Below are 17,333 nucleotides of genomic sequence, written 5' to 3'. Positions count from 1 at the left end.
CACTTTATCGTTCTCTCGGAACGTCTTAAAAGTTGTTAGCTACCGATTGAGTTGTAGAGGTTTCCGTTGTTTCTTCGACCTGCTCTGTCGTTTTTGGAAGAACTAGATTCAGGATGATCCCAAGAATCGTCGCTAGTGCCATTCCTTCGAGAGAGAAGTTGCCGATTTTAAGCGCCGCGCCTCCGATGCCTGTGACGAGAATGACAGCTGTGATCGTCAAGTTCCGTTTATCGGCAAGATCGATCTTACTTTCCGTCAGCGTCCGAAGACCATTCGACGCGATGACTCCGAATAAGAGAATACTGATTCCACCCATGACCGGTGTCGGAATCGTCTTGATGAATCCTTCGACATATCCGAGGAATCCGAAGCTAATCGCAAGAACCGCCGCACCACCGAGGACGTAGACACTGTAGACACGAGTGATCGACATGACACCGTTGTTCTCACCATACGTCGTAACCGGTGGTCCGCCAAGCATCGAAGCGACTGTCTTCGCGATCCCGTCACCCAGTACGGTCCGGTGCATCCCTGGATCGAGGAGCGTCTCGCGCCCGATGATCCGTGATGTCACTTTTTGTTCGCCAATGTGCTCCGTCAGTGTGACGAGCGTCACGGGAACGATCAGAAGCAACGCGGCTGTATTCCACGATGGTGTGTAATTCAAGAACGGAATCGTGAAGTCCGGCACGTGGAAGAACGTTGCTTGTTGGAGTGGTGTGAAATCAATGATTCCGACCGATGCCGCAACGAGATAACCAACCGTGATCCCGAACAGGATTGGAATCGTGCTCCACATTCCTTTTAAGTACGTCATCGCAAGGAGTGTGACGCCAAGCGTGACCATCGCAACGAGGAAGTACAGTCCGTTGTACTTGCCGTCCGCTCCGTTCATCGCCATGTTGACAGCGGTAGGGGCGAGCGATAAACCGATGACCATGATGACCGGTCCGATGACGACCGGTGGGAGTAAGCGAAGCAACCAAGCAGCTCCCGTGTAGCGGATGAGGAGTGAGACAAGTCCATAGACGAGTCCAGCGACCATTCCGCCGATTAACGCATCCTCGACACCCCACCGTTCACTGACGGCAATGATCGGGGCAATGTAGGCAAAACTCGAACCAAGATATGTGGGTACTTTGAAGCGGGTAACGGCGAGGAAAATCAGTGTGCCGACTCCGCTTGCGACGAGCGCGACCGATGTGTTGAGTCCCGTTAAGAGCGGGACGAGCACGGTCGCACCAAACATCGCGAAGACGTGTTGTAGGCTGAGCATCAGCCAGTTTAGAGGGTGAGTAGGTACTTCTTGTACATCAAGTACTGCGGCATGTTTTGCCATATGGATGACTCCCTTTCTGGTCTCTCTGGACCACCTTAAAGGTTTTGAATTTTAGCGTTTAATGAATACTTGATCGGCTTCATCGACTTCGGCGAGCGCAACGACGACTTGTTCCTCACGGGATGTCGGGACGTTCTTACCGATGAAATCTGGTCGAATCGGTAACTCCCGATGTCCGCGGTCGACGAGTACAGCGAGTTGAATCATACTCGGTCTTCCATGGTCGACGAGCGCGTCCATCGCGGCGCGAACGGTGCGACCTGTGTAGAGCACGTCGTCAACGAGGACGACGATTTTCCCGGTGATATCTTCCGGTAAATCAGAACCTTTGATTTCTGGTTCTAAACTTCGTTTCGACAAGTCATCCCGGTACATTGAGATGTCGACGACACCGAGTAAGACCGGTTTTCCTTCGATTTGTTCGATGCGCTTCGCAAGTCGACGAGCGAGTGTCTCGCCTCGCGTCTTGATTCCGACAATCATCAAATCATGAATTCCTTTGTTACGTTCGATGATTTCATGGGCGATCCGTGTCAGTGCACGTCCGATCGCAGCTTCATCTAAGATGACGGCTGGTTTCATGGTTTCTCCTTTCATACAAAAGACCTTCTGCGTAAATCCGCAGAAGGTCATCGAAGACAGAATCATGGCATACGTGTTGTATGCATGCCTACGCACGATCGTGGTAGGTTCTCCCTTTCGCAGCCTCTCCGGACTCGATTAAAGGTGATACTAGTTAGGTAGGATCGTCACTCGGACGACCGAAGTGTCAGTAGAGGATGTCTCGCATCGCTCTCTAGGTGATACTCTACCGTTTTATTAGAAAAACGTCAAGACTCTAATTCAAGTTTTTTCAATTGACCGATTTCAAATGTCATCTCTTCTGGGAGCGGTGCTTCAAAGCGCATCCACTCACCTGTGCGTGGGTGTTCGAAACCGAGAACCGCAGCATGCAAGGCTTGACCGTTCATTTTCATCGTCTTGCGTGGACCATATTTCGGGTCACCCGCAAGCGGGAAACCGATATAACGCATATGGACACGGATTTGGTGCGTCCGTCCTGTTTCAAGTTTACATTCAACGACCGTAAAGCCTTCGTACCGATCGAGAACACGGAAATGGGTTACGGCAGACTTTGAATTCTTATCCGTTACCGTCATCCGTTGACGGTCGTTCTTATCGCGTCCGATCGGCGCTTCGATCGTTCCGAGTTCGTGCGGGATTTCACCGTGCACGAGCGCGATGTAGAGACGTTCCGTCGTCTTCTCTTTTAATTGATGCGCCAGTGACTCATGCGCTAAGTCGTTCTTAGCGACCATCAACAGACCAGACGTATCCTTATCGATCCGGTGAACGATTCCTGGACGTTTGACGCCATTGATGCCTGAGAGATCTTGACAGTGGTGTAATAAGGCGTTGACGAGCGTTCCTGAGACATGACCTGCCGCCGGATGGACGACCATCCCTTTTGGTTTGTTGACGACGATGACGTCCGAGTCCTCATACACGACTTCAAGCGGGATGTCTTCCGGTAAGATCTCGAGCTCCACCGCTTCCGGGATATGAACGACAATCGATTCCGTTCCCGATAATTTATAGTTCGGTTTGACGACACGACCATCGACTTCGACACGTCCCGCTTTCAACCATTCCTGTACTTGCGAACGCGACCAATCGTTTTGTTCTGCGAGCCATTTATCAATGCGCCCTGTCGCTCCATCCGCTTGTACGGACCATGTTTCTACTTCATTCATTTATCCATCGTTCCTTTCTTAGTCAACCGTTCTTCGAACATGACGCTGATCAGCATCGTGATGACACCAAACGTCAAACAGACGTCTGCGACATTAAAGATCGGAAAATTATAGCCGAACGGGAAGAAATGGAAGAAATCAACGACTTCTCCTCGTGCCATTCGATCAATGAAATTTCCGATCGCACCACTGAGCAATAACGCGATGCTCCAAGCAAATACCTTATTTTTCGTGCCTTCCTTGTAGAGGAAGTAAATCAATCCAATGACGACGACGACTGTAACGATGAAGAAAAAGCCGAATTTACCTTCGAGCATTCCCCACGCAGCGCCTCGATTTCGATACGAGTTTAGATAAAAGAAATCCGGAATGACCGTGATCGCTTGACCGATCGTCATGTTTTGAACGACGATCCATTTCGTCAACTGGTCGATTCCAACGAGTAAAGCAGCAATCCCTAAGTAAAGCCACATCCTATTGTCCTCCGCATCCAAAAATAATGAGGGACGTCCTGCGAAGTCGCAGTCGCCCCTCCCTTTGTATCATTATAAAGAATTGACGACTTCAGTACAACGTGGGCAAAGCGTCGGATGAGCTGGATCTTGTCCGAGTTCCGTCGAATATGTCCAACAACGTTCACATTTTTCACCGTCAGCTTTTTGAACCGTGATGCCGGTCGTCTCATACATCTTATCCGCCGTTTCCACGAATTCGAGTTGTGAGACTTGGAGTAACTGCTCAAGATGATCGATTGTTCCGAGCAAGGCTTTCGTCTCTTCCTTCGGTGCAAGCAAGAGTTTCGCTTCGAGTGTCTTACCGACGAGTTTCTCAACACGCGCTTCCTCGAGTGCTTTTAAGACATCATCGCGGAACGTCAGGAACGCGTTCCATTTCTCGATGAGGGCAAGTCCTTCTTCTGAGACTTCGACCGTTTCCGGAAGGTCTGTCAGGAAGATACTCTTCGTCTCAACAGCTGGTACGAATTCCCATGCTTCGTCTGCTGTGTGAGGCAAGACCGGTGCCATCAATTGCAACAAGGCAACGACTGTATCATACATGACCGTCTGAACCGCACGACGCGATGTCGCGTCTGCTTTTTCGATATACAGGATATCTTTCGTGTAATCGAGGTAGAACGACGACAAATCAAGGACACAGAAGTTGTGGAGCAATTGATAGACCGACATGAAGTCGTACGCATCATAAGCCGCTTTTACTTTTCCAACAAGTTGGTCCAGTTTCGTCCGCATGAAACGGTCTGACTCTGGTAAGTCTTCAAATGCGACGCGGTGCGTCGCAGGATCGAATTGATCCAAGTTTCCGAGGAGGAAACGAACCGTGTTGCGGATTTTCCGGTATGACTCTGAGACTTGTTTGAAGTTATCCATCGATGCCCGGACATCAGCTTGATAATCGACAGATGCCACCCACAAGCGAAGGATCTCTGCTCCGAATTGTTGCATGACTTGGATTGGTGCAATCGTGTTACCGATCGATTTCGACATCTTGCGACCTTGACCATCCAGAACGAATCCGTGACTGACGACCGCTTTGTATGGTGCTTTTCCTGTCGTTGCGACGGCTGTCGATAGCGACGAGTTGAACCAACCACGATATTGGTCAGATCCTTCAAGATAGAGATCCGCTGGACGTGTCAATTCAGGACGTGTCGCAAGGACACCGGCATGTGATGAACCAGAATCGAACCAGACATCCATGATGTCCGTTTCTTTTTTGAAGGTACCGTTCGGGCTTGCTGGATGTGTGAATCCTTCAGGAAGCAAGTCGACTGCTTCGCGCTCATACCAGACATTTGATCCGTGAGCTGCAAATAAATTCGCGATATGATCAATCGTTTCTGGTGTGACGATTTCCGTTCCATCTTCAGCATAGAAGATTGGAAGTGGAACGCCCCAAGCACGTTGACGTGAGATGACCCAGTCGCCGCGGTCTTTGAACATGTTGTGGAGACGTGTTTCGCCCCACTCTGGTATCCACTGGACGCCTTTGATTTCATCAAGGATTTCCGCACGGAAGTCTTTGATTGAAGCGAACCACTGTGGCGTTGCCCGGAAGATGACCGGTTTTTTCGTCCGCCAGTCGTGTGGATACGAGTGTTTGATGAACGACAGTTTTAAGAGAGCGCCTGCTTCTTCGAGTGCGAGACCGATTTCTTTGTTCGCATCCTCATAGAACATGCCTTCGAATCCAGGAGCTTCTGCTGTCATGACCCCTTTATCGTCGACTGGGCAAAGAACGTCAAGACCGTACGCTTGACCGATACGGAAGTCATCTTCCCCGTGACCTGGAGCCGTATGCACGACACCTGTCGCTTCCGCTGTAACGTGATCGCCAAGCATGACGAGTGATTCACGGTCGTACAATGGATGTTTTGCTTTCATGTATTCGAAGTCCGCACCATTAAAGATACGTCCGACTGTTGCGTCTTCCCATCCGAGTGCTTCGATGACTTCAGGAACGAGTGTTTCCGCTACGATATAGCCTTTTCCTTGATATTCGATCCGCGCATATGTCAGTTCCGCACTGACAGAGATTCCGAGGTTCGCTGGAATCGTCCATGGTGTCGTCGTCCAGATGACGAAATGATCCGTCGGCTCTAAGATGTTTTTCCCGTCCATGACTTGGAACGCGACATAGATAGCAGCTGACCGTTTATCTTGATATTCGATTTCTGCTTCAGCGAGTGCTGATTCAGAAGACGGTGACCAATAGACCGGTTTCTTCCCTTTGTAGATATAGCCTTTGTTCGCCATATCCCCGAATAAACGAATTTGAGCTGCTTCAAATTCTGGTTGCAGGGTGATATATGGGTTGTCATAGTCACCGAGAACGCCGAGGCGTTTGAACTGTTCGCGTTGGTGATCGACTTGTTCGAGCGCATATTTCGCACATAATTCACGGAATTCAGCGACCGTCATCGATTTACGATCAACACCGGCTTTTTGAAGTGCAGTTTCGATCGGTAATCCGTGTGTGTCCCAACCAGGCACGTACGGAGACTGGAAGCCATTCATTGATTTATAACGAACGATGATGTCTTTTAAGACTTTGTTTAATCCGTGACCCATGTGGATGTCACCATTCGCATACGGAGGACCATCGTGGAGGATGAACGTTGGCTTTCCAGCGTTCTTTTCCTGGACCGCAGCGTAGAGATTCATCTCTTCCCATCGTGCTTGCATATCTGGTTCACGTTTTGGCAAGTTGCCTCGCATTAAAAACTCTGTTTTCATCATCAATAAGGTTTCTTTGTAATCCATCTGACTATCTCTCACCTTTCGCTTTAAAAGTACAAAAAAAGCCAAGCTCATCCCTGAGATAGGGACGAGCTTGGCTGAACTCGCGGTACCACCCTACTAATCCCGCTCGCCAGTTTGACGACGCAGGACCGCTTAAGAACTCGATAACGGGAGTGAGCCGGCATGACTTACTGTTCAGCGAACGTTCAGTCATGCACTCCAAGGGGATACCCCATCTTTTTCGTTGCTCGGGCTTCCACCATTCCCCGATTCGCTGTCAACCGTCCAAGATGCGACGTGTCCTTGTCATTGATTTTATTTATACGACATCGTCGTCATTATACGCAACTGCTGGAACATCGTCAAGCGCTCCACGAGAAGAGAAATCAAACGCATCCCAGTCATGGCTCGTCAATAATTCCATCTGCGCATCGATCAATACTTTGAATCGATTACGATAGAGTTCGATTTTTTTGCGCATTTGCTCTACTTCGAAGTCCGTCCGTTGTGCCCGGCGTTGCGCCGCATCTTGCAACTGCTCTGCTTCACGTTCTGCTTGCTTTAGAATCAAGCTCGCTTCTTTTGAAGCATTGGCTTTGACTTCTTCAGCCGCTTCCTGTGCGACGATGATCGATTTATTCAATGTTTCTTCCATCGAACTGAAGTAATCGACGCGCGCTTGCATGTTTTGGATGACTTCCTGTTGCTGACGATTCTCACGTAACAACAATTCAAAATCCTTGATGACTTGATCTAGGAATTCGTTCACTTCATCTTCGTCATAGCCGCGAAACTTTCGTGTGAACTCCTTATTATGAATATCGAGTGGCGTTAATGGCATGATGAATTCCTCCTCCGCATTTATCTTATCCTTTTAAAATACCGTATTGTAGCTTGATCCGGTCACGTTTCGTTGATCCGAGGATTGCAATCAACTTGACGCGTCCTGTTCCACGCAAGGAAAGCAAGTCGCCTTCTTCTAGCATGAAACTCGAATCATCCACTACTTTGTAATTGACCTTACTTTCACCTTGTTTAATGAGCGTCTGTGCTTTTTGACGTGAGAAGCCTAAAATTTCACTCACGACCGTATCGAACCGAAGTGAACTGACGAACCCAAGTGTCTCTTCCCACTCTTGATCCTTCACTTTCAAACGGTCTTCCGCCTCAACACGCGAAAGACGAATCTTCGTCTTCCCTGCACGTTCGACGTTTGCTTCGATATAGGTCGCGACTTCGTCCGCGACGGCAAACTGTACTTGATCCTGAATGATGACGTCGCCGAATTTAGATCGTTTCAATCCGACGTTCAATAATGTACCGGTGACTTGACGATGAGAAAGTTCAACGAATTTAGTAGGATAATGAATGCGATAGATGGAAATGTCAAAGTCATCCGCGTTGTATTCATAATAATCTGGTGCGAGGATTGCCCGTTTACGTTCAGCGCCTTCGAAACCGCCCTCAAAAAAGAGGGCGCATTTCGAGCCGACGAGTTCTTGTGTGATTTGTTGTTCACGTGGATCTAGGAAATCCGTTAATTTGAACGTATAGGTCGCTTCCACGTGATCGATCCAGTTCAAGACTGAATCGACGAATTCCCGCTCGCTTCCACGATAATGATCGTATACGCTCATACTAAAAAGATTGCTCGGATACCCGATTGAGCCAAGTTCAAGACGAGGAAGGCTACAATCGGCGAGATATCCAGCATGCCCCCGATAGGCGGGATGATACGACGGAAGGGCGCTAGGAATGGCTCGACTAACATCGCGAGCACTTGTCCGAATTTAGAATCACGGGCATTCGGGAACCACGAAAGCAGGATATAAACGATCATAACGTAACTGTAATACTGTAATAACGTACTCAATGTACGACCAATTGCGTACATCACTTGAGAATCCATACTTACCACCCCTTATGATTAATATCATCTTCTCCAAGAAGATTCGAGATGCTACCAGCCAACTCGACGTTGTTCGGAACACAGAGGAGGGTATTCTGACTGATCGTCGTAATCGTTCCATCGAGAGCGAAGACGACACCAGATAAGAAATTGATCATCTGTCGTGATTGATCTTTTGACATACGCTGCATATTGACGATGACAGCACGGTTCTGACGAAGATGTTCCCCGATTTCCTGGGCTTCGTTGAAGACACGTGGTTCACTCAAGATGACTTGCGATTTCGTTTTTTTCGTCGCATGAAGCGGCACGATATTCGATTGTCTCACGCTGTCCTCCTTTTGAGTAACACTTGGGGTAGATTCCTCGTAATACTCTTCATACTCTTGTTGTGAAGCACCTCTACCTTTATTTATTGTAGCATCATTTTCATATTCAAGTTCATCTAAATCGTCGCTGTTGCCGAGAAATAGATTTTGCATTTTTGATTTAAAACCCATATCCATTCTCCCTTCTTCTCGTTTAGGTGTGAACGAGCGTCGTCCCGATTCGGACGAACGTCGCCCCTTCTTCGATGGCGATCTCAAAATCAGACGACATTCCCATAGATAACTCCGTACATGGAGCATACGACAATTTTTTCGCCTTGACCTCTTCTTGCAATGTTTTTAATGACCGGAATACCTCACGGATACGCGTCGTATCTTCCGTTAACGGTGCCATCGTCATCAGTCCGATGACACGAATCGCTGGATACTGACCGATTTCATGTAAGAACGACGGTACATCCTCAGGCGCGATGCCTTGCTTCGATTCTTCTCCAGAAACGTTGACTTGAATGAAACAATCAATGATTCGGTCCGTTCGTTTATTGATCTCTTCCGCCAAATGAAGACGGTCAAGGGAATGCAGCACGTCAATGGCATCGATGATCTGACGAACTTTACGAGTTTGTAGCGTACCGATGAAGTGCCATGTACAGGCGGTTCGTCCGAGCTCTGCCTGTTTTTCGAGCAATCCGTCCGGGCGATTTTCACCGAGATGGGTCACACCTGCTGCTAATAATTCAGAAGCAACTTGACTTGAGACTGATTTCGTCACGCCAATCAACTGTACCTGCTTTTCAGAAGAACTCTTTTCACTTGCTTGTTGCATTCGTTTCGTAACCTCTTGTACATTATCAAGAATTGACATCCAATGACTCCTTTACGATCAAACTTGCAAAGCGACCACCGTGGTCGCCGTGGCGATAAGAGAAGTAATCTTCCGCCTGACAGTGTGTACATAGACCTGTGTCAAGGACATCACCGACTCCACAACGCTCAGCTAGCGCAGCGTTCGTTTTTTGTAGCGATAACATCGCTTTTCCATCTTCCTTGCGTATGTAAGGAGACTCATCGAGTTCAAGCGCATCGATTGCATCGATGACGGGTTGATCGACTTCGTAACAACAATCACGGATCGATGGACCGATGACCATTTGAATCGATGAACGACTCGCACCCGCACGTTCCATTTGCTTGACTGTTTCCTCGACGATATTGCCAACAGTTCCGCGCCAGCCGGCGTGCGTATTCGCGATGATTCCTGTCGTCGGATCACAGAAGACAAGCGGCACACAGTCAGCGAACAGCATCATCAATAAGACATTTGAATCGGTCGTCACCAATCCATCTGTACCCGTAATCGCTGTTTCGTAATCCAAAGCACCGCGCCCAGAGTCAAGTGTCGTCACCTGTTCGACGTGATTTCCGTGAACTTGCTGTGCCCAAATCGAGTTCTCGAGGGAGAGATCAAGCTGACGTGCGATGACTTGTCGGTTCTGGATGACACCGTCGCGATCATCGTTGACATGTAATCCTAAATTTCCGTTCTCATGAGGGGCTGCGAACTTCGTCGTAAAGGCGGCACGTACGGTACCCGTCGGTGTATCCCATTTGATCCATTGTCCAAACATGTTCATGCCTCCTTTGATTTTAAAAAAAGAGGCGCCGCTTTCGCGACACCTCATCGTTTAGCAGTCGTGTCACTGGAACATCGATCAACGATTATTCCGGCGAAGGAATGATGGGATGTCCATCGTTTCTTCGACATCTGGCGCTTTAGCCGGTTCAGGATTCGAGCTGACAGGTGTCTCTTCGACTTGTGGTTTAGACTCCTCAGTTGGTGGTGGAGTCGCTTGTTTTTTCTTCAAGAGGTTTTTCATCATCTCTTGTGCCGATGGAATTTCGAAATCGAGTGGTTCGTTTTCGAATTCCGTCGCGATGACTGTGACGATGATTTCATCTTCTAGGTTATCGTTGATGACAGAACCGAAGATCAAGTTGACTTCCTCATCGGCTGCACTCTGGACGATTTGTGCGGCCTCCGTCACTTCGTACAAGCTGAGGTTCGCACTACCTGTGATGTTCATCAGAACACCTTTTGCGCCTTCGATCGATGTCTCAAGCAACGGACTCGAAATCGCTTTTTTCGCTGCTTCCGTCGCGCGGTGCTCGCCTGTCGCGACACCTACACCCATCAAAGCAGAACCTTTCTCAGTCATGATCGTCTTCACATCGGCGAAGTCGAGGTTGATCAGACCAGGTACGGCGATCAAGTCAGTGATACCTTGTACACCTTGACGCAAGACGTTATCCGCTTCTTTAAACGCTTCAAGCATTGGTGTATTCCGATCGACGATTTCAAGTAACTTGTCGTTCGGAATGACGATTAACGTATCGACTTTTTCTTTGAAGTTCTGGACACCTGAAACAGCATGTTGCATCCGTTTACGTCCTTCGAACATGAATGGTTTTGTGACGACACCGACTGTCAATGCGCCGATCTCTTTTGAAATCTCCGCGATGACAGGAGCTGCTCCTGTACCCGTTCCGCCACCCATTCCCGCTGTGACGAAGACCATGTCAGCACCAGAAAGGATTTCTGTTAATTGCTCACGGCTCTCTTCCGCCGCTTTTTTACCGATTTCCGGATTGGCACCCGCACCGAGACCGCGTGTCAATTTAGCACCGAGTTGTAGTTTTACGTCAGCTTGTGACATGTTCAATGCCTGCGCATCCGTGTTTACTGCGATGAATTCTACGCCTTGGACACCGTGTTCAATCATTCGGTTGACGGCGTTCGAACCGCCACCACCTACACCGATGACCTTGATTTTTGCTACTTGGTCCATCATTTCATCAAAATGCAACATAAAAAGGGCCCCCTAATATTTTTTACTCATTGGATTTTTTGTAGGCATTAACCAAAGAATTTCTCAAAGAAACTGCTGAATGACTTTTTCTCTTTTGGAGGCTGTTCACGTGTCGACCGTTCTTCTCGAACAGGTGTCGCTTGTTCGTTCATGAGCAGTGCATCCTGTTCACGTCCGTGTGCTACGACTTCCTTCTCTTCCGCGCGGTCGAAACCTGATTTCGATACGGCGCTTCGTGAAAGTACATAACGTAACATACCAGCTGCGACGGCGTACTTCGGATGACGAATACCAAGACTAGCAGGTTGATAGACATTGACGCTCTGCTTGAAGATTCGTTTTCCAAGCTGGTCGATTCCCGGCAGTGAAGAACTTCCGCCACACAAGATTAAACCGCTGTTCATATGAGCGTATCCGGCTTGCGTCATTCGTTTTTGAATCATCTCGAAGATTTCCTCAAGTCGCGCTTCTAACACGAAACCGATTTCTGATTGTGGCTCGAAACGATGTTCCCCGTTGATCGTGACGTAAGAAACTTTCTCTTCCGGATCACCGAGTGCTTCAAGTGCAACACCGTACTCTTCTTTTGCGAGCTTCGCATCTTGATATTTACAATTCATCTTATACGTCAAATCACGTGTCAGATGATCGCCACCGTATGGCAACGTCGTCGAGTAGACGAGATCATTCTTTTCATAGATGGAAAGTGTCGTCGTCTCATGTCCGATGTCGATGATTCCGACACCGAGTTCGAGTTCATCAATCGATGCTGCGATTCTAGATACCGCTAAACTCTCCAGCACATATCCAGCAAGCTCTAAACCAGCCCGTTCAATGGAACGTTTAATGCTATGTAGGATCGTCTTTGCTCCGATGATGAGCTTCCCTGTTACTTCGAGACGATAACCAATCATTCCTCTAGGATCAGTGATCTCCGTTTGCTGATCGACCGTAAACGTCTTCGGCAGGACATCGACGACACTGAGTTCGTTTGGAATTCGCATGACCATCGCAGAATGCAGAACATCTTTCACGTCATCATCCGTGATTTCATTGTCCTCACCTTTGATTGATGTCATCCCCTGGCAATCCTTCACTTGAATGTGTTCGCCAGAGATAGCAACATATACTTCACCAATTGGTTCACCAAGTGTACGTTCCACTTCCGTGACCGCTTGTTTAATGGCATGTACCGTTTGATCGATGTCAACGATGACACCTCGTTTAACACCCGCGGATGGTGCAGAACCTTCAGCAAGAACGTTCAGCGTTCCACCAAGTAGTTCACCGACGATGAGTTTCACCTCCGATGTCCCTATGTCGAGTGCGGCAATCGTACCTTTCGTTTCCATGGGAGTGACACCTCCACTTTCATAATACTAATCCTTTTTATTCCTAATTATATTCTAGGAACAGGACAGGCTTCTTCTCGTTTAAGTCTACACTATATAAATACTTACGAAAAGAAGTTATTGCCCGTCTTAGCGTTCGAATAGATTACGATTTGATGACGATTCGAACAACGGTCGACGAATGAAAACACACGTTTGTTTTTTTGTTCGTCAACCCTTTACGAATCTTCTATTTTTTCCCTTTATATGGTTTGAAATAGATACCGCCATCAATTGTAATTGTTCCCGTCTTTCCTTTCGGTAAGGCAGAAATGACCTTCACGTATTCATTCAAGGAATTTGAAAAGGCAGACGTACTGAGTAATACCGTATTCCCATCCGTCATGAATAACTTCAGACCGCCTTTGTCCGTCTTATCGTTTGCGACGATTTCTGAGATTCGGCTCCGTACTTTCGGCTCGATTTTAACAAGTTCCTTCGTCAATCGATTTAATGACTGATCCGTGAATCCTGTCAAGATCGGAGCATCGAATAGTTCTTCCTTCGACTTTCCAGGAATGATCGTCCCGTCCGCAAGCACGATCCGGTCTCCCGGTTTATCTTTCGCGTAAGCAATCTCTTTCTCTTCCGTCACCGTCACGCGATATTGATGCAAAAACTGTTTTTGCATCGTCGCTTCTTGAATACCCGGAACCTTCTCGATTCGCTCAAGAACGTCTTCTTCCGATACATTAAAGGCGTGTGTTTCCTTCACCTTAATCCCGGACGCTTGCAAGATATCAGCAGACTTCACATTGACATTACCCTCGATATCAAATTGAGCAACCCGAGAATAACTCGATTGTAGATAAAAGACGACACCGACCAATAGACCAATCAGAATCAGGACATAAATGAGTCTTCGGTTGGCTTTTTTGCGACGTTGTTCACGGATATAAGGTATCTTATCTTCGAGACTACGGACGTTCTCGTCCTCTTGTGGTCGTCCGACCGCTCTCCGTTCCCTCACGTCTCATTCCCCCTCTATACGTAACAGTTCATTTCCCTATCGGTCTTTTCCTGCAATAGTTTAGTTTTTTTGTGCCGTCAATCGTAACAATTCATCAACTAAGTCCCGTGAAGCGTTCGGCATACCGAGCGCAAGCGCCGCTTCAGACATCGTTTGTTGTTGTGCTAACGCTTTTTCACATGCCTCAAACAACCGATCACCTGTCAGTTCCTGTTCACGAATCAATAGACTCGCACCTGTCTCGACGAGCGATGAGGCATTGACCTCTTGATGATTTTCCGTCACGTAAGGACTTGGGATGAGCACACTCGGTAAGCCGAGTGTCGTCAGCTCTGCAAGCGTACTTGCTCCCGAACGCGAAATGACGAGTTGGCTGGCTTTTAAGATATTCGGTAAATCATATACGAATGGACGAAGTTGAATGCGTTCTGGTACGGAACCGACGCGTGACACAATCGTATCGTAATGAATTTGACCCGTAACGAAGAGGAGCGACCAGCCTGCTTGCTCGACCTTTGGCATCATATCGACGACTGCTTCGTTGATTGCGGGTGCGCCACGACTACCGCCATAGATGACGATGAGAGGGCGTCCTTCCTCAAAACCGAAACGTTGTCGCTCTTCAAGCGGATTGATGTTGAGCTCTGCCACTTCAGAAGCACGCGGATTTCCAATTAAAACCGTCTTCGCTTCATTCTTACCGAAGTGATGTCCAGACCCTTTAAAAGAGAGTGCAACCCGGTCCACATACCGAGCTAAGAATTTATTCGTGATACCAGGTAAACTGTTTTGTTCATGAACGAGTGTCTTGAAACCCATTTTTGCAGCCGTATACAATACCGGTCCACAAACGAATCCACCTGTACCGACGACGATATCCGGTTGGAACTGACGCAGTAGTCGACGAACACGCCGGACGCTCTTGACGAACCGGATACCGGTCTTGACGTTTTCGAACGACAAGGAACGACGGATGCCAGAAATCTCAATCGATTCAAATGGGATTCCCGCGCGACGGACGATATCCGCCTCGAGACCATTTTCTGTTCCGATATAGAGGACCTCACACGGCATGCGTTGTTCGAGCTCCCGGATCATAGCGAGTGCCGGATAAATGTGACCGCCTGTACCGCCTCCAGAGACGACGATTTTCATACTGTTGTTCCTCCTACTTCATGTACGGCACGAACGAAATGATCGCCGCGCTCTTCATATGTCTTGTATTGATCCCAACTTGCAGATGCTGGTGACAGAAGAATGATGTCGCCGGGTTGTGACACTTCAAACGCGACTTTCACCGCTTCATCCATCGCCTCAACAACGGTCGACGTATAGCCATTTTCTGACGCAAGCGTTCCGAATCGATGACCCGTCTCACCAAGTCCGATGACGTGTTTGACGTGCTTCATTGAATCGAGTAACGGTGTCAAATCCGCTCCACGCTCGAGTCCGCCACATAACCAGATGATAGGTGCCGTAAATCCGGACAACGCCGCTTCTGTTGCAACATTATTCGTCGCTTTTGAGTCGTTGTAAACTTTTCGACCAGCAATTTCACCGACGAACTGTGTCCGGTGCTCTACACCACCAAACGTCCGTAGAACGTGTTGAACGTCAGATAATGCTAAGTTAAACGGTTCGACGAGTGTTAAGGCTGCGAGAACGTTCTCGACATTATGCCCACCACCGAGAGCCAGTTCATCAACAGGTAAGATACTCGTCCCATTGATTGTCAACGTATCGTTCATGACTTCTGCGTACGCCGATTGACGACGAGAGAACAAGAGTGGCGTTACTTCAGCAGTCTTTCCGAGCGCATTAACGGACGTATCATCGGCATTCAAGACAAGACGATCCGTTTCTTTCATGTTCTTAAAGATCCGGGCTTTCGCTTCGCCATACGATTCAAAATCACCATGATAATCCAGATGCGCCGGTGATAAATTCAAAAACGCTGCCGTGTATGGTCGGAACTGCTCGATCCCCATCAATTGAAAACTTGATAATTCAATGACGATGATATCGTCCTGTTTCGCCTGACATGCGATTTCAATTGCCGGGAATCCAATGTTTCCTGCCAAATGTACACGCCGCGTACCGGTTTTCAACAATTCATGGACAAGCGTCGTCGTCGTCGTTTTCCCGTTCGATCCTGTGATGGCAATCCACGTCGCATCGGTTGCTTGATACGCCAGTTCTACCTCTGTCCAAACCGGAATATCGCGTCGCAAGGCTTCTTGTAGCAGATCAATGTGATACGGAATTCCTGGATTCTTGACGATCAAATCGATGTCGTCGAGTAGTGTGAGCGGGTGCTCACCGTAGACCGTCTTAACGTCGAGCGATGCAAGCGTCGCTTGATCACTCTCGGACGGCGTTTTCCCGTCATTGACCGTTACCTCTGCACCAACACTCGCTAAATACCGAGCTGCTGCGATTCCACTTTTCGCCGTTCCGAGAACGAGCACTTTTTGATCATTCCATTGTCGTTGTTCCATTGTTGAATCGCTCACTTTCTCTCTTCTTTTTTATTACACGAATAGATAGGCGATGAATGCCATCAAACAGCTGATTCCTGCGAATGTACCGACGATCCGCCATTCGCTCCAACCGACCATTTCGAAGTGATGGTGAATTGGGCTCATTTTGAAAATCCGTTTCCCTGTCGTCTTAAAGGAGATGACTTGTAGAATGACGGATAATGTCTCGACAACGAACACGATACCGATTAAGACGAGTAGTAATTCCAGTTTTAAGACAATCGATAGACCTGCTAGTGCAGCACCGAGTGCAAGTGAACCTGTATCTCCCATGAAGATCTTCGCTGGGTGCGCATTGAATAACAAGAATCCGATCAATGCACCGACTGCTGAGAAAGCAAAACAAGCAGCGCCTACTTCATCCGCGATAAACCAACTGTATAATCCGAAGAACAAGAATGTTGGAATCGCTGTGAATGATACGAGACCGTCCAATCCATCCGTCAAGTTGACTGCATTTGAGAAGCCAACTAACCAGAACAAGGCAACAAATGGATAGACGATACCGAAATCAAGCTCAAAATCGGTAAATGGAATCGATAGATACGTCGCATCACTCGTGAATCCACCGCTCAACCAGACGAATAACAATCCGACGACGATTTGTCCAATTAATTTTTGTTTCGAATTCAGACCAAGGTTACGTTTCTTGACGACTTTGATGTAATCATCAATGAAGCCGATGACGCCATAAGCAAGTGTTAAAAACAGTAACGATAATTGTGTCGTCGATAGATCGCCCATGACGACTGCACCGAGAACGCTGACGATCATCGCGACAAGAATGACGATTCCACCCATCGTCGGTGTTCCGGATTTGACCTGATGCCATTGCGGTCCTTCTTCCCGAATTTCCTGACCGAACTTCAATTGGTGTAGAAATGGAATCGCCTTTGGCATGACGAGTAGTACAACAAGAAATGCAAGAATAAGACTGATGAATAATGTGATCATAGCAGACACCCTTTTTTCAA

Annotated in this window: 17 protein-coding genes and 1 other annotated feature; all 17 genes read right to left on the bottom strand. The window is 48.0% G+C overall.

What is annotated here, in order from left to right:
- Nucleotides 1–25: 25 nt before the first annotated feature.
- Nucleotides 26–1,339 (bottom strand): uracil-xanthine permease family protein, encoded by a 1,314-nt coding sequence (locus KNQ06_RS04215; RefSeq protein ID WP_050677526.1) that lies wholly within the window; start codon nucleotides 1,337–1,339, stop codon nucleotides 26–28.
- Between the two features lie 51 nt (nucleotides 1,340–1,390).
- Nucleotides 1,391–1,921: a bifunctional pyr operon transcriptional regulator/uracil phosphoribosyltransferase PyrR gene (pyrR, locus tag KNQ06_RS04210; protein ID WP_035396895.1), complete on the bottom strand. Its 531-nt coding sequence runs from the start codon at nucleotides 1,919–1,921 to the stop codon at nucleotides 1,391–1,393.
- 248 nt (nucleotides 1,922–2,169) lie between these two features.
- Nucleotides 2,170–3,093, bottom strand: coding sequence for an RluA family pseudouridine synthase (locus tag KNQ06_RS04205; RefSeq protein WP_023468791.1), 924 nt, complete (start codon nucleotides 3,091–3,093; stop codon nucleotides 2,170–2,172).
- Entirely contained in the window at nucleotides 3,090–3,566 is a 477-nt protein-coding gene (lspA, locus tag KNQ06_RS04200; RefSeq protein ID WP_023468792.1) for a signal peptidase II, read from the bottom strand. Before lspA ends, KNQ06_RS04205 begins: the two co-directional genes overlap by 4 nt.
- A gap of 72 nt (nucleotides 3,567–3,638) precedes the next feature.
- A complete protein-coding gene (gene ileS, locus KNQ06_RS04195; protein WP_215147390.1) occupies nucleotides 3,639–6,374 on the bottom strand; it encodes an isoleucine--tRNA ligase in 2,736 nt (911 codons plus the stop codon).
- A gap of 57 nt (nucleotides 6,375–6,431) precedes the next feature.
- Nucleotides 6,432–6,672, bottom strand: a binding site (T-box leader).
- Nucleotides 6,673–7,194, bottom strand: a complete 522-nt coding sequence (locus KNQ06_RS04190) for a DivIVA domain-containing protein (RefSeq protein WP_023468794.1) — start codon at nucleotides 7,192–7,194, stop codon at nucleotides 6,673–6,675. It lies immediately after the preceding feature.
- Between the two features lie 25 nt (nucleotides 7,195–7,219).
- Complete coding sequence (locus tag KNQ06_RS04185) at nucleotides 7,220–7,990, bottom strand: YlmH family RNA-binding protein (protein WP_214723655.1); 771 nt, start codon at nucleotides 7,988–7,990, stop codon at nucleotides 7,220–7,222.
- Entirely contained in the window at nucleotides 7,987–8,262 is a 276-nt protein-coding gene (locus KNQ06_RS04180; RefSeq protein WP_023468796.1) for a YggT family protein, read from the bottom strand. The genes KNQ06_RS04185 and KNQ06_RS04180 overlap by 4 nt, the downstream gene beginning before the upstream one ends.
- A gap of 2 nt (nucleotides 8,263–8,264) precedes the next feature.
- Nucleotides 8,265–8,591, bottom strand: a complete 327-nt coding sequence (locus tag KNQ06_RS04175; RefSeq protein ID WP_231496839.1) for a cell division protein SepF — start codon at nucleotides 8,589–8,591, stop codon at nucleotides 8,265–8,267.
- Between the two features lie 193 nt (nucleotides 8,592–8,784).
- Nucleotides 8,785–9,456 (bottom strand): YggS family pyridoxal phosphate-dependent enzyme, encoded by a 672-nt coding sequence (locus KNQ06_RS04170; protein WP_149427625.1) that lies wholly within the window; start codon nucleotides 9,454–9,456, stop codon nucleotides 8,785–8,787.
- The gene (gene pgeF / locus KNQ06_RS04165) at nucleotides 9,443–10,219 is read right to left on the bottom strand and encodes a peptidoglycan editing factor PgeF (RefSeq protein ID WP_215147388.1); all 777 of its coding nucleotides are present in this window, start codon (nucleotides 10,217–10,219) and stop codon (nucleotides 9,443–9,445) included. The genes KNQ06_RS04170 and pgeF overlap by 14 nt, the downstream gene beginning before the upstream one ends.
- A gap of 84 nt (nucleotides 10,220–10,303) precedes the next feature.
- Nucleotides 10,304–11,458, bottom strand: a complete 1,155-nt coding sequence (gene ftsZ / locus KNQ06_RS04160) for a cell division protein FtsZ (RefSeq protein ID WP_029342137.1) — start codon at nucleotides 11,456–11,458, stop codon at nucleotides 10,304–10,306.
- Nucleotides 11,459–11,505: 47 nt separating this feature from the next.
- Nucleotides 11,506–12,810 carry a cell division protein FtsA gene (gene ftsA, locus KNQ06_RS04155; RefSeq protein WP_029342138.1) on the bottom strand — a complete coding sequence of 435 codons (1,305 nt, stop codon included), beginning with the start codon at nucleotides 12,808–12,810 and terminating at the stop codon, nucleotides 11,506–11,508.
- Between the two features lie 229 nt (nucleotides 12,811–13,039).
- Entirely contained in the window at nucleotides 13,040–13,819 is a 780-nt protein-coding gene (locus KNQ06_RS04150) for a cell division protein FtsQ/DivIB (protein ID WP_050677530.1), read from the bottom strand.
- 60 nt (nucleotides 13,820–13,879) lie between these two features.
- A complete protein-coding gene (gene murG / locus KNQ06_RS04145) occupies nucleotides 13,880–14,974 on the bottom strand; it encodes an undecaprenyldiphospho-muramoylpentapeptide beta-N-acetylglucosaminyltransferase (protein WP_149427627.1) in 1,095 nt (364 codons plus the stop codon).
- On the bottom strand, nucleotides 14,971–16,317 hold the full coding sequence (murD, locus tag KNQ06_RS04140) for a UDP-N-acetylmuramoyl-L-alanine--D-glutamate ligase (protein WP_149427628.1): 1,347 nt from the start codon (nucleotides 16,315–16,317) through the stop codon (nucleotides 14,971–14,973). The genes murG and murD overlap by 4 nt, the downstream gene beginning before the upstream one ends.
- A 33-nt stretch (nucleotides 16,318–16,350) precedes the next feature.
- Complete coding sequence (gene mraY, locus KNQ06_RS04135) at nucleotides 16,351–17,313, bottom strand: phospho-N-acetylmuramoyl-pentapeptide-transferase (RefSeq protein WP_050677532.1); 963 nt, start codon at nucleotides 17,311–17,313, stop codon at nucleotides 16,351–16,353.
- Between the last annotated feature and the right edge of the window lie 20 nt (nucleotides 17,314–17,333).

This window comes from Exiguobacterium sp. s91, assembly GCF_018618915.1.
Lineage (GTDB): Bacteria > Bacillota > Bacilli > Exiguobacteriales > Exiguobacteriaceae > Exiguobacterium_A > Exiguobacterium_A abrahamii.
This window is presented reverse-complemented; position numbering and strand designations above follow the sequence as displayed.